General features: G+C 60.2%; 14 protein-coding genes. 4 read left to right on the top strand and 10 right to left on the bottom strand.

Features of this window, described 5'->3' with window-relative positions:
- Positions 1–86: 86 nt before the first annotated feature.
- The 5 genes from C9E91_RS14670 to C9E91_RS14650 all read right to left on the bottom strand — a co-directional run bounded on the left by C9E91_RS14670 (position 87) and on the right by C9E91_RS14650 (position 4,374).
- Positions 87–884: an ABC transporter substrate-binding protein gene (locus C9E91_RS14670; protein WP_107109025.1), complete on the bottom strand. Its 798-nt coding sequence runs from the start codon at positions 882–884 to the stop codon at positions 87–89.
- A gap of 77 nt (positions 885–961) precedes the next feature.
- Positions 962–2,167 (bottom strand): pyridoxal phosphate-dependent aminotransferase, encoded by a 1,206-nt coding sequence (locus tag C9E91_RS14665; RefSeq protein ID WP_107109024.1) that lies wholly within the window; start codon positions 2,165–2,167, stop codon positions 962–964.
- A 209-nt stretch (positions 2,168–2,376) separates the two neighbouring features.
- On the bottom strand, positions 2,377–2,853 hold the full coding sequence (locus C9E91_RS14660) for a DoxX family protein (RefSeq protein ID WP_107109023.1): 477 nt from the start codon (positions 2,851–2,853) through the stop codon (positions 2,377–2,379).
- A gap of 62 nt (positions 2,854–2,915) precedes the next feature.
- Positions 2,916–3,377 carry a tetratricopeptide repeat protein gene (locus tag C9E91_RS14655; protein WP_107109022.1) on the bottom strand — a complete coding sequence of 154 codons (462 nt, stop codon included), beginning with the start codon at positions 3,375–3,377 and terminating at the stop codon, positions 2,916–2,918.
- 19 nt (positions 3,378–3,396) lie between these two features.
- On the bottom strand, positions 3,397–4,374 hold the full coding sequence (locus tag C9E91_RS14650; protein WP_107109021.1) for an MBL fold metallo-hydrolase: 978 nt from the start codon (positions 4,372–4,374) through the stop codon (positions 3,397–3,399).
- A 437-nt stretch (positions 4,375–4,811) separates the two neighbouring features.
- Here C9E91_RS14650 and C9E91_RS14645 point away from each other — a divergent pair, with 437 nt between their 5' ends.
- Both C9E91_RS14645 and C9E91_RS14640 read left to right on the top strand, forming a co-directional pair.
- On the top strand, positions 4,812–5,507 hold the full coding sequence (locus C9E91_RS14645; protein WP_425503977.1) for a sigma-70 family RNA polymerase sigma factor: 696 nt from the start codon (positions 4,812–4,814) through the stop codon (positions 5,505–5,507).
- The gene (locus C9E91_RS14640) at positions 5,507–6,310 is read left to right on the top strand and encodes an anti-sigma factor family protein (RefSeq protein WP_107109448.1); all 804 of its coding nucleotides are present in this window, start codon (positions 5,507–5,509) and stop codon (positions 6,308–6,310) included. The genes C9E91_RS14645 and C9E91_RS14640 overlap by 1 nt, the downstream gene beginning before the upstream one ends.
- Positions 6,311–6,321: 11 nt before the next feature.
- Here the strand turns inward: C9E91_RS14640 and C9E91_RS14635 are convergent, their stop codons facing one another.
- The 4 genes from C9E91_RS14635 to C9E91_RS14620 form a co-directional block, all read right to left on the bottom strand.
- Positions 6,322–7,092: an HpcH/HpaI aldolase family protein gene (locus C9E91_RS14635; RefSeq protein ID WP_107109020.1), complete on the bottom strand. Its 771-nt coding sequence runs from the start codon at positions 7,090–7,092 to the stop codon at positions 6,322–6,324.
- 68 nt (positions 7,093–7,160) lie between these two features.
- On the bottom strand, positions 7,161–8,441 hold the full coding sequence (locus C9E91_RS14630; RefSeq protein WP_107109447.1) for a cysteine desulfurase-like protein: 1,281 nt from the start codon (positions 8,439–8,441) through the stop codon (positions 7,161–7,163).
- A gap of 104 nt (positions 8,442–8,545) precedes the next feature.
- The gene (locus C9E91_RS14625) at positions 8,546–9,274 is read right to left on the bottom strand and encodes a GntR family transcriptional regulator (RefSeq protein WP_107109019.1); all 729 of its coding nucleotides are present in this window, start codon (positions 9,272–9,274) and stop codon (positions 8,546–8,548) included.
- 177 nt (positions 9,275–9,451) lie between these two features.
- Positions 9,452–10,336 carry a sigma-70 family RNA polymerase sigma factor gene (locus C9E91_RS14620; protein ID WP_107109018.1) on the bottom strand — a complete coding sequence of 295 codons (885 nt, stop codon included), beginning with the start codon at positions 10,334–10,336 and terminating at the stop codon, positions 9,452–9,454.
- 139 nt (positions 10,337–10,475) lie between these two features.
- Here C9E91_RS14620 and C9E91_RS14615 point away from each other — a divergent pair, with 139 nt between their 5' ends.
- Positions 10,476–10,934 carry a carboxymuconolactone decarboxylase family protein gene (locus C9E91_RS14615; protein ID WP_107109017.1) on the top strand — a complete coding sequence of 153 codons (459 nt, stop codon included), beginning with the start codon at positions 10,476–10,478 and terminating at the stop codon, positions 10,932–10,934.
- A gap of 50 nt (positions 10,935–10,984) precedes the next feature.
- On the opposite strand, the gene C9E91_RS14610 is transcribed toward C9E91_RS14615, so the two are convergent.
- Positions 10,985–11,896 (bottom strand): LysR family transcriptional regulator, encoded by a 912-nt coding sequence (locus C9E91_RS14610; protein ID WP_107109016.1) that lies wholly within the window; start codon positions 11,894–11,896, stop codon positions 10,985–10,987.
- A gap of 235 nt (positions 11,897–12,131) precedes the next feature.
- On the opposite strand from C9E91_RS14610, the gene C9E91_RS14605 reads away from it, so the two are divergent.
- The gene (locus tag C9E91_RS14605) at positions 12,132–12,944 is read left to right on the top strand and encodes an alpha/beta hydrolase fold domain-containing protein (protein ID WP_107109015.1); all 813 of its coding nucleotides are present in this window, start codon (positions 12,132–12,134) and stop codon (positions 12,942–12,944) included.
- The last annotated feature ends 44 nt before the right edge of the window (positions 12,945–12,988 follow it).

Genomic DNA, 12,988 nt, shown 5'->3' with positions numbered 1-12,988 from the left:
TCCCATGAGGCGGAACAGAATGAAGGTTAGCACAATTACGCCGGCCGAAGGGGCCGGCGTAGAGATCGAGAGAATTGATCTTTTGATCACGCCTTGGGGATAGGCATTTCGGTGACAGTGGAGGAGCCTGCGGGTGCTTTGCTGCCGAACCACTTTTCGTGGATCTTTTCCAACGTGCCGTCTTTCTTCATTGCCGTGATGGCGTCGTTGATCTTGGCGACGAGCGGCGAGTCCTTGGTCATCATCAGGCCATACTGTTCGCCGGTCTTGATGCGGTCCTTGATCGCAAAGCCCTTGGTCTTGACGAAGAGATATTGCATGCCGGGAATGTCGCTGACGACTGCATCGATGCGGCCGGCGCCGAGATCGAGGAACATATCCTGCTGCGAGTTGTAGCCTTTGACGTCGGCGAAGCCGTTAGCAGCCTTGTTGTCGTTGACCCACTTCTCGCCGGTCGAGCCGGAAAGGACGCCGATGGTCTTGCCCTTGAGATCGGCGAGACCCTTGATTGCGCTGCCGCCCTTGGTGGCGATGCCCATATCGGAGTCGTAGTAGGGCTGCGTGAAGGACTGCGATTTCAGACGTTCCGGCGTGATGGTGATCGAGGAGATCGCCACATCGATGCGCTTGGAGCTGGTGGCGGCAAACAGGGCCTGGAAGCCGTAGTCGGCGATATTGGTCGTCATGCCGGCGCGCTTGGCGGCTTCGTTGACGATATCGACCTCGAAGCCTTCGAAGGTACCGCTGTCGGTCTTGTATTCGAAGGGCGGGTTGTTCGGGTAGGAGCCGACATTCAGCACATCGGCGGCATAGGCAAAGTGGCTTCCGCCGGCCATGCCGACGACGGTCGCCAGGACCAGTAGATTACGACGGGTAAAATTCATTTGGTTGTCTCCCTCTGGTTATGACCGCCGGCGCCATCTGCCCGCGGGTATTGCCGGTCCGCCAATGTGGGGGACCGTCATTTCATCGCGTCGACCATACGATCGAGTGCAATTCGCATCTGCCCGGTATCGCGGAATGTGCACATCCGCAGGAATGCGCGTGACGATTCCCCGAAATGATAGCCGGGTGCCAGGCCAACGCGTGCTGTTTCCAGAATACGCTCGCAGACTGCGGTCGCATCGGCTTCGCCCTCTAGCGCGAAGAAAGCATACATGCCGCCGCGCGGTTTTTCCGGCAGGATGATCCCAGGTATCTGCGGCAGCTTCTCATAGGCGAGATCGAGGCCGGCTTTGATTCTGGCCCGGATTTCGGCAACCAGCGGCTCACCTTCGCGTATCGCCGCGGCAGCACCCGCCTGGGTCATCGCCGATGTGCCGCTGTTTACGTATTGCGTCATGGCGCCGAGTTGGTCGGCAATATCAGAAGGGTGCGTCAGCCAGCCGACGCGCCAGCCGGTCATCGCCCAGGCCTTGGAGAAACTGTTGACGGCAATCACCCGATCGCCATCTTCGGCTACCTGGAGGATCGAGGGTGCAATTTCTCCGTCGAAATAGAGGCGGGCATAGACTTCGTCTGAAATGATCCAGATGCCGGTGCGGCGGCTGAAATCGAGCAGCGCCTGCATCTCCTCGCGTGTAGCGGTCCACCCGGTCGGATTGGCAGGGGTCGACAGGAAGATGGCGCGGGTGCGGGCATCGCAGCGAGCGAAGAGCTTGTCGAGATCGAGCCGCCAATCGGTATCGAAATCGAGCGACACGGGGCGCGGCTCGCCGCCGATCAGATGGATGGCGTTGTGGATGTTGGGCCATTGCGGCGCGACATAGACGACATTGGTGCCGACATCGACCAGCAATTCCAGCGCCATGTAGAGCGCCTGCATGCCTCCGGGGGCGACGGTGGTGCGCTCGATGGGGATCGGGCGACCGTGCCATTGGGTCTGATAGTCGGAAAGAGCTTCGTTCAGCGTCGGTAGGCCGCGCATGTTCGGCACATAGAAGGTCTGGCCATCGTCGAGCGCCTTCTTGGCGGCGTCGCGAATGAAGGCCGGTGTTACCAGGTCGCCTTCGCCGAACCATAGCGGAATGACGCCGCCAAGCTCGCGAGCACGCTTGGCAAGCACAGCGATATTGTCGGTGCGCAGGTCACGGATCTGGGCGCGAATGCCCTCGAAGGCGTTTCGGCTGCGTGTCGTCTCTGACAAGCTCTGTGATGGAAGAGACAAGGAACTTTTCCTGAAATCCTGATGTCAAAGGGTCGTTCCGCCGCGAATGACAGTGCTCGGATTGCCCTTCATTATGGGATGGTTATCCAAAATGAGACGTATTTCAAGGAAAAAGTTTTAAGCTTAAAAAATCGACGAAAATGTCGAAAACAGCGCGTGATAGGCTGTTTTCGACAGGAATTTCACGCGGGTGGATATGTCTGAGGCATTCACAGAATGCCTCTCTCGACCGCGCGGCGCAGCGGTTTGCCGGACTTGTCGCTCAAGGCCATGATGCGGCGTTCGAGGAAGCGATCCACGGACAGTGCCCCAGCACCTGCTGTCACCAGAACGAACATGCCGCCGGCGATCGCCAAGTCCTTTTCGAAATGCAGGATTTCGTTGTGGTTGGCGAAATCGTTGTGGAACATCAACGCCGTCGACAGGCAGAAGAGCCCGAGCGACAAGGCGCCGAGGCGGGTCAACAGACCGAGGGCTATCGAAAGACCCGCCGCAAGCTGCAACGCAATCACAGCAACCACCAGCAACTCGGAAACACCAAGCTTCGCCATGGCGATGACAGCGGCGTCGAAATTGAGCGCCAGCGCCACGCCCTCATGCAGGAATATCCAGGCGAGCAAGAGCCGACCGGCCAGAAGTGTTATGTCCATTGGATGCACGACATTTGCATTTTCCAAATAGTCCATCTCATCACCTCCAAATGTGCCTGCGAGGCATCGTTCCGCTTCGCAGGCACTGCTTTCTCGGATTAGTTGACAGTCTTGGTGTCGATCGCCTTTTGCAGGTCCTCCAATTCCTCGCAGCCGCTGGGGCAAAGTTGCTTTAGCGTCGCCAGTTGTTCCTTTGCTTTGTCCATGTTGCCGGTCTCGACATAGAGTTCGCCGAGATATTCGCGTGCGCCCTTATGATCGGGCTGCAGTTCCAGGGCCTTGGTGTAGTAGGTCAGCGAGGTCTGGAAATCGCCGGTCTTTCGGAGCGTGAAGCCCAGAAGATTATAGACATCGGCCTGCTGATGATCCTCCGCCAGGCCGCGGAGTTCGGCCAATGCTCCGGTGTAGTCCTTCGCGTTGATCTTGGCGCGAACGGAGGTCAGGTCTGGCGCATCCGTGGTTTCCATGTTGTCGACGGCAAAAGCCGGGAGCGCGACGGCTGCGGGAAGGATGATGGCGGCGCAAAGGCTGGCGGCGCCAAAGATTGCGTATTTGATCATGATAGGTCTCCTTGAGCTTTCAGGCCTGTGTTGTCGGGGTGAAACCATAGGCATTGCCGTCCTTCACGAAGGTGCCGGAGCCCGGGAAGGGGAAGTGCGAGCCGCAGATTTTGATGTTGTCGGCGATGATGCGATCGACCAGCTTGCGGCGCGTGACCACGGCCGCCGGCCCGTCCTGATCGTAGCTCCCCTCCCAATCCGGATGAGGAGCGAGCAGCGCCGGCACGTACATGATGTCGGCGGAGACGAGTAGCTGTTCCTTGCCCGAAGCGACAAGGAAGGTGGAATGGCCGGGCGTATGGCCGGGTGCGGCGACGAGGTGAACGCCGGGAGCTACTTCCGCGCCATCGCCGACCAGTTTCCAGTTATTCCATTTTGGAAAGACGGCGCCGATGCGTTTTCCAGCGTCCTTGCGGCCCGCGGCGAGCTTGTCGACCCGGTCGGGCGCCGTCCACCAATTGAATTCGTCGGCGTTTGTGATGAGCTCGGCATGGGCAAAAACCGGTTCATTCGTGCCTTTTTCCATCAGGCCCCAGACATGATCGGGATGGAAATGCGAGATGATCACCGTGTCGATGTTCTTGTAGTCGATGCCGGCGGCGGCCATGTTGGCGGGCAGATGGGTGGCATTGGCCTGCCATTGGCCGACGCCTGAGCCCGCATCCATCATGATCAGCCGGTCGCCGATCTTCAGGACGACGACGGTGAGCGGAATGGGCATGAATTCGGTGGTTTGGCCGGCGGCGGCCAGCGCCTGCTTGGTATCCTCGACGGAGGCGTTCTTGATGAAGGCGGGATCATGCGGCTTGCGCCAGATGCCGTCATAAATGGCGGTGACTTCGACATCCCCGACCTTATAGCGATAGAAACCGACTTCCGGTTCAAGCGGTGTTGCGGCCTTGGCCAGCGACGGGAGGAATTCCAGCTTCGCCGACAGGCCGAAAGCGGCTGCTGCCGCGGCCGAGCTGAGAACAGTGCGGCGCGTCATGTTGAACATTGTCTTGTCTCCTCTTTGAGTGGCATCGCCACGCGAAGCGGAGGACAGGGATCAATCAATGCCTCCGCTGTCGAAGGAGATCGCCGCTGTCGGCGGATTATTCTCGGTTCGTCGCATCTTTCTGATAAGTTTTTGATATACCTAGCCTAATTCTGCTGGCGCGGTTGTGTGAGCGGGTGCACAGTAGGGCATGTGAGGGACGTGCTGCTGTGCGGCATTGCCGCCAACGAAAAATATTTGCGGGCGGTGAGAATAAAATGCCGTCTGAAACGATCTGGAGAATGAAGAGCAATATTTGCATCTGGGCCTAAGCTGACCGAAACCGACGCTGGAGCAATGCAGGGATCATGACGACGGATATCCATTTCGCCTTCTTCGCATTCGACGACCGGCCTCCGCCGGTTTTCGTTTCTGCGTTGAGCCGCCCCATGACCCGGATGCGGGCTGCTATCGCTTCTATCTGCCAATCCTTAGTGTCATTCGCAAAGCCACGCTCGGCTGTCGCGATCGATGCCGTTGGTCCGATGCTGCAATCGATGCATCACGAAAATGTCGGAAGTCTTTCGCCGGCATCGCGCGATCTGATGTTGCGGTTTCAGAATACGGTCGTCCCGCACCTGGATGCCGCCTATAATTTCGCGCGGTTTCTGAGCCGTGATGCCGATGCGGCGCAGGATATCGTGCAGGAAGCGTTCCTGCGTGCCTATCGCAATTTCGAGGGCTATCGGGGCGGTGAACCCCGCGCTTGGATGTTTGCCATCGTCCGGAACTGCTACTACGTCTGGCTGAGCGAGGGCCGGCGAAAGGCTCGTTTCGAGACGCCAATGACGGCGGACGATGCGAAGGACGAAGACTGGCCATACGGCGGCGCGCATGACGTTGCCTCCGAAGAGGACTCGCCCGAGGCAGCCTTGATCCGCAAGTCGGAGTCGCAGCGGGTCCGGCAGGTCATCAACTCTCTTGTGGACCTGTCGCGGGAAGTGCTGGTGCTTCGGGAGCTGGAAAATCTGTCCTACCGCCAGATCGCCGATATCACCGATGTGCCGATCGGAACCGTGATGTCGCGGCTTGCCAGGGCGAGGCGTGAATTCTGTGAGGCATGGCAATCGGGCGAGAAAGGCGGGGCCGCATGATGAGCGAGAAAACCCCGGAAAGCTGCCCGGAATGGGAAACGATCCTTCATTGTTACGTGGATGACGAACTCGATGCGGTTCACACGATACAATTCGAACAGCATCTTGCGACATGCCCGCAATGCACCGCCGCCTTGGAAGGGCTCAAAGACATGAAGCGGGTCGTCGGCCGGGACGGTGTCAAATGGAAAGCGCCCGATGAGGTTCGTGCACGTATCATGACGGCCATTTCTCTTGAGGAAGCCCGGCGCCAAGCGCAGGCTCCGGGGACACGGCGCCGCGAAAATGCATGGTGGCGCGGCCTGCAATTGTTTGGACAATGGAGCTTCATGCCGTCGATGGCTGCCCTAGCCGCCACCCTCATGCTTGTGCTTGGCAATCCGCAGGTGAACGCGCCTATCCAGAACGAACTGCTCGCGAGTCATGTGCGCTCGATGCTCGCCAACCATTTGGTCGATGTGCAGACATCCGATCAGCATACGGTCAAGCCATGGTTCAACGGCAAGATCGATTTCTCGCCGCCGGTGGTCGATCTTGCAGCCGACGGTTTTCCGCTGATCGGCGGCCGGGTGGACTACATCAACGGCCGGGTCGTTGCCGCGCTCGTCTATCGCCGCCATGGCCACGTCATCAATCTCTTCGTCTGGCCGGGGGCAAAGGTCGAGCGGAGCGAGACGATGCATGATGGCTATAATCTCGTCGAATGGTCCGGCGGTGGGCTGGTCTTCTGGGCGGTTTCGGATGTCAGCCCGCCCGACCTTGCCGCTTTCCGCGATAATTTTTCACGCGCGGCAGGTCTTTAGGCGCGGTGGTCCTATTGTTTCGGTGTGCCTTGCCGACGCGCTTGGGCAACTCCGGCGGCGAGGCCTGCGCCTAAAAACATGGTGTCGCTCGCCAGCAAGAAGAAACTGATGCCGGCTGTCGACCAGGCGCCGATATCGTCCGGCGATGGCCGGAAGATGCCGACTATGCGGCCGGCAGCGAGCGCGGTTGTCGCAATGGTTTCGATGGCTGCGTCGAGCTTGGCTTTGCCGGCTGGCCCCATGGCGTCGATCGAGACGGAGAGGTCGCCGGGGCCGATGAAGATGACGTCGACGCCGTCGACCGCGGCGATCTCCGCGATATTGGCAAGCCCTTCCGCCGTCTCGACCTGGATGGCAAGCACGAGTTCGGCATTGGCTTTGGCCAGATAATCCGGAATGCGATAGCCGTAGGCTGCTGCCCGTCCAGGGCCGACGCCCCGCTCGCCGATCGGCGGATACCGCGTCGCCAGCACGGCAGCTCTTGCCTGCGCCGCCGTAGACACGCGCGGCACTAGTACGCCGGCCGCGCCCGCATCCAGCGCCGAGGCGATGGACTCCGGTGCATGGCCCGGAACGCGGACCATGGCGGGAACACGGTGGACGTCGGCGGCGCGGATCAGATTCTCGATGCGTTCGCGGCCGATCTGCGAATGTTCCCAATCGATGCAGAGGAAATCGACGCCGGATGACGCCGTAACCTCGATGGCGACGGGATGCGGAATAGCGGCGAAGGTGCCGATGAGCAGGCTTTTCTCGAGGCAGCTCTTGCGGAAATGGCCCATGGGTTTCTTCGCTCTCTCAACGATCTCTGCGAAGAGGGATAACCTCAAACCAGATATCTGCGAAGCGCCTATTTATGCCGCGCGATGACCTCGGTCAGCACTTTTTCGAAGCGGGCGATTTCTTCGACCTTGTTGTAGTGCACCAGAGATACGCGGATCGCGCCGGTTTCCATGGAGAGGCCGAGGCGCTTCATCAAGCGCGGGGCGAACATGTGGCCGTCGCGCAGCCCGATGCCGGCTTCACCCATCTCAGCGGCGAATTGCTGCGGCGTGATGCCCGGAATGTTGAAGCAGATAGTCGGCACGCGCTGTTCGAGGCGGGCGTCGTCGGAAATGCCGTAGATGACGGCGCCGTGGCGCTTCAAAACGGCGATCATCTCGCGCGACAGCATCAGCTCATATTCACGGATTGCGCCCATGGCGGCGGCAAGCGCCTCGCGGCGGCTGTGTTGACCGGCCGGCAGAAAGCGAAGGCCGAGGGCTTCGAGATATTTGACGGCGGCATTCATGCCGGCGACGTTTTCATAGGTGAAGGTGCCGACCTCGATCTTGTAGGGAGGCACGTCCGGGATGAAGTCTTCCTTGAAAGTCGGCAGCTTGACCAGTGCGTCGAAGCGGCCCCAGAGGAAGCCCATGTGCGGCGAGAAATTCTTATAGCCAGAGCAGACGAGATAGTCGCAATTCCAGGCTTGCACATCCATCAGGCCGTGCGGGCCGTAGTGGACGCAATCGAGGAAGACTTCGGCGCCGGCCGCATGCGCCAGCTTCCCAACGGTCGCGACATCGACGATCGTGCCGATGGAGTGGGCGGTCACGGTGCAGGCGACGAGGCGGGTCTTGTCGTTCAGCAGCGGCTTCAGGTCCTCGGTATGCAGCGTGCCGTCTTCGCGCATGCGCCACCAGACGATCTTGGCGCCGTCTGCCTGCAGCGCCAGCCAGGTGGCGATGTTGGCGTCGTGGTCCATATCGGTAATGACGATCTCGTTGCGCTCGCCGAGCAGTTTAGCGATGCCGAGGCTTACCAGACGGATGAAGGATGTGGCGTTTTGGCCGAAGGAGATTTCTTCGGGACGATAAGCGTTGACCAGCATGGCGACGCTCTCGCGCGCTTCGGCCAGATTGCGGTCGACGCCCTGGCTGTGCTGATATTTCGCCATGCGCTGGACGTTGTAGTCGATCAGATGATTGGCGACCGCGTCGACCACCGCCTGCGGCACCTGCGAACCGCCGGCATTGTCGAGAAACACGAAATCGCCGGCCTTCTGAATAGCCGGAAACATGGCGCGGACTTCATCGACCGGAAAGCTGTTATGGCCTGAAAATTTCGACGGGGAAGGAGAAGCGCTCATGAGGATCTCGCTGCAGGGAAAGGGTTTCAAAATCATGTTATGATCATTTGATCACAAAATATTTGAGGGTTCAACTAAATTCCTGACCCGGTGTCGAACCGGCTTCATCTCCGCAGGGCTGAGGCGGGACCTTTGGCGCGGGGTTCGTCTTCCGTTGCGGGGCAATAGTCGCGCAGGATCTCATGCGTGCGGCGGATGTCGGCGACGACGCCATCGCGGGCGCGGGCGAAATCGCCGGCCTTCAGCGCTTCTATGATCGGGAAATGCGAGCCGGCAGGATCGATCTCGCCGCTGCGCATCAGCGGTTCGACGGAGGCCGACAACATGCGCATATAGGGACCGAAACGCAGCCACAGCGTTTCGATCAGTTGCAACAGCACTTCCGAGCCGGAGGCGCGATAGATGGTGAAATGGAACTGCTGGTTCCTCGCCATGAGTTCATAGACATTGCTGCTGCGGCCAATGGCGTGCTGTTCGGCGGCGATGCGTTCCAACGTTGCGATGTCGGTGGCGGTCAGCCTGGGAATGCCAAGCTCGGCGGCCAATCCTTCGACAGCAATGCGGGCGCGGCAGAGATCGTCGAGGCGGGCAAGCGTCACGATCGGTATACGTGCAGAGCCGTTCGCCGCCACCTCCAGCGCATTTTCCGCCGCAAGCCTGCGCAAGGCTTCGCGCACGGGCATGTTGCTGGTGCCGAATGTTTCGGCGAGCGAGGCGATGGTCAATGTCTGGCCCGGATCGAAATTGCCGGCCATCAGCGCGTTGCGCAACTGCTGATAAACGCCCTCCTGGATGGTCGTTCTCGAAGACACCGGTTCCAAGGCTATGCGCACGCTCGTTTCCTTCTTGCTCGGGCGACTCCAGTCGCCTCTGTCATGGTAGAACGAAGGTGGGCTGCATGGAAAGTGTTTCGACGCGACGACCGGACCGTCAGACTTCCTCCGTCTCCCAAGCCGCCTGGTCTGCGCCCGCCTGACGGGTACGAGCCCGACGCAGATGCGGTGACATCTTCACCGATCGATCACCAACACATCGAGCTTGCGCAATTGCTCGGGATCGGCCATCGCGTCGATGCCGACAATCCGGCCATCGTCGGCGACGGTAAAACGGAGGGCGATGCGCAATTGTCCACCGAAGACGACGATGGCGCCGACGGTGCCGTTGATGACTGCTGGCAGAGCGCCCTGAGCACGGCCGCGGAAGGTTTCGGCCACCGCCGTCCGGCCCCGGATTTCCGGCAGCGAGCCCATGCGCGTTGCCACGGCATCGGCACGGAAGACGACGTCTGGATCGAGAGCGGCAAGAAGTGCATTCATATCACCGCCGCGCGACGCCGTCAGAAATGCATCGACCACATGCCGTTGACGGGTCAGATCGACTTCCGCTGCGACCGGCGCTCCCTGCACCCGGCGGCGGGCGCGGCTGGCGAGCTGACGCGTGGCAATCGTCGTGCGTCCAACGATCGGAGCGATGTCATCGAAGGGCATGTCGAACATGTCATGCAGCACAAAGGCCAGCCGCTCGGCCGGGGTCAGCTTTTCCAGCACCACCAACAGCGCCAGGCCGACCGAATCGGCGAGCAGCGCGTCCTGTTCCGGGTCGGTACCTGTGCCGGCTTCATGGCTGACGACCGGTTCGGGGACATGGATGGTCAGCGGCTCCTCGCGCCGGGATTTACGGGAGCGCAACCAATCGAGACAGATGCGGGCGGTGACCGTCGTCAGCCAACCGCTCAGGTTTTCGACCTCAGAGATGTCAGCACGGCTGAGCCGCAGCCAAGCCTCCTGTACCGCATCCTCGGCCTCCGCGCGTGAGCCGAGCATGCGGTAGGCGACCGCGCGCAAATGCGGCCGATTGGCCTCGAATTTTTCTGCCTGCCACTTCTTTTCGTCCATCGGTCACATTCCTTATGCGTGCTCCGTCATGCCTATGACGAACGAAACCCAGCCGATGTGACAAAGGATCGGCATCGGGCCGTGTCGTCAAGATCGGCCCCCTGTTGGGCTCACCTGAAAACAGCTCAAGGAGAGAATGATGCAAGCCCGCATGAAGAACCCCGCCGTCATCCTGCCGGAAACCCTGCAAGCCCTCTTGGCAGTCAGCGCCTCGATTAGGGATCGTGGCGTGTCCGAAAACACCATGGATCTCGCACATCTGCGCGTCAGCCAGATCAATGGCTGTAGCGTCTGCACCGATATGGGCTTCCGCAAGCTGCAGAAGGAGGGCGAAAAGATCGAGCGGATCGTCGGCGTCTCGGCCTGGCGCGAAATGCCCTATTTCACCGATGCCGAACGCGCAGCGCTTGCGCTCGGCGAAGCAATGACCCGCCTTGCCGACCGGCCGGACGCGGTCAGCGATGAAATCTGGAATGAGGCGGTCAAATACTATGACGAAAAGGCGCTGTCCGCTTTGATCATCTCGGTTGCCGTGGACAATGTCTGGAATCGGCTGAACGCGACGGTCCGGCATCCGGCGGGAGCCTCCTGGAGCTGATGGTGTGGGATCACGGCAGCATCACCTTCTCCCCGCCGGGGAGAAGGGAACTAAGCGGCTCCGAGCCGCGATGTCGCCAGCAATTTTGCCAGCCAGTCGACGAAAACGCGCACCTTGTTGCTGAGATGCCGGTTCGGCGGATAGACGATGTGCAGTGGCAGGGGCGGGCGGGTCCAGCCGGGGAGGACGGAGACGAGATCGCCCTTGGCAAGCGCATCACGGACCATGAACATCGGCGTCTGGGCGACGCCAAGGCCGGTCAAGGCAGCGTTGACGTAGCTGCGGCTGTCGTTGACCGAGAGGATATAGCGCGGGTTGATTTCCAGCGATTCATTGCCGCGGTGGAATTCGAACGGGATCGTCCGCCCGGTCTGGGCGCGAAAATAGCTGATGGCATAGTGGCTACTTTCCAGCTCTTCCGGCCGTTCGGGCATGCCGAATTTTTCGATATAGCGAGGAGCGGCGCAGGTAACGAGATGCACTTCTCCCACGCGCCGGGCAATCAGGGACTGATCGCTCGGCATGCCGGCGCGCAGGGCGCAATCGACATTCTCCGCCAGATAATCCACCAGCCGGTCGCCGACTCCGAGGTCGACACGGATGTCCGGATAACGTTGGTGAAAATCGCAAATTGCCGGCATGACGATGGTGTCGGCAAAGGCGCCGGCCATCTCGACGCGCAGGCGCCCGCTTGGCAGGCTTTGCGAGTTGCTGATGCTGCCGTCCAGTTCCTCGATTTCGGAGAGGATCTGAATGGCACGCTCATAGTAGAGCGCGCCGTCTGTCGTTACCATGACACGACGGGTCGTGCGGTTCAGAAGCTTGGTGTGCAAGTGCGCCTCAAGCGACTGAATGAGCGTCGTCACCGTCGCCTTTGGCATGGAGAGGGTGGTGGCGGCGCGGGTGAAATTGCCCGTCTCCACCACGCGTGCGAATGCCCGCATTGCTGATAGCTGGTCCATTTTGAGACGCCTTTCGACCACAGCGGAGAAAACGGTCGATTGTTTGTTCTGGTGAATAGTCTGATCGAATATAGGCTACTTATTCTCAGAACGGAATAACAATATGTTGTAGATGTGAATGTTGCAACGCGGCATGGGGCGCTTGGGGCCGCGCAATCCGGAACATGATTCTGAAGCGTGTGAAACGGCTTTTGGAAGAGATCATGTTCAATCGAATAGATAAGGATGTGGGCCCATGAGTGCGCCGTGGAAAGATGTGATGCTGGAAAACGTGCCCACGGGGCCGGTTGCAGCACGGGTCTACAACGGTGAAGGTCTGAAGAAGGCGGCACCCATCGTGCTTTATCTGCATGGTGGCGCCTTTATCGATACCGAGCATGCTATTGACCGGCCGGTGGCCGCAAGTCTTGCGGAAGCCGGTGCGATCGTGGTTGCTGCCGATTACACCAGCGGCAATCAGAATGCCTTTCCGCAGGTTCTGGAAAGCGCCTACGGGATTCTCGCCTATCTCGGCAACAAGCGGAATATGCTTGCGTTGGGCGGGGCGAAAAAATCGCTGCTCTTTGTCGCCGGTGAGGAATCGGGTGGCAACGTTGCAGCGGGCGTGGCTCTAAAAGCGCGCGATCAGATGCCAGGTTCGCTGGACGGACAGGTGCTGATTTCGCCTCTGCTTGATCCTTTCATGGGATCGAAATCTTTCCTCCAGGCGGAGGAAAGCGGCATGCGCGAGCGTTGGACGGAGGGTTGGAACCGTTACCTGGGTTTCCTGGGCGGTGTCTGTCACCCCTATGCAGCGCCTCGATACTGTTCGCGGCTTTCGGGCCTCGCGCCGGCATTGGTGCTCACGGCCGAGGACGACCCGCTCCGCGACGAGGGCATGGAATACGGCAGCCGCCTGAAAGGGGCCGGCGTCCGTGTTCGCCAGCAAGTCCTTCCCGCCGGGACAGGCTGGCCCACCATCTACGGCGGGCAGTCTAAGGATAAGCCGTCATGGCAGCAGGATGTCTGCTGTTGTTTCCGGAACTTTGTCGAGGATGTGCAGGCTTGATCGACCAAGTCTGATGATGTCGAGACGCTAGGAATTTTCGATCC

It is taken from the genome of Rhizobium sp. SEMIA4064, assembly GCF_003025035.1.
Lineage (GTDB): Bacteria > Pseudomonadota > Alphaproteobacteria > Rhizobiales > Rhizobiaceae > Rhizobium > Rhizobium paranaense.
The sequence above is the reverse complement of the archived record's forward strand: the minus strand, read 5'-3'. Positions and strand labels throughout refer to the sequence as shown.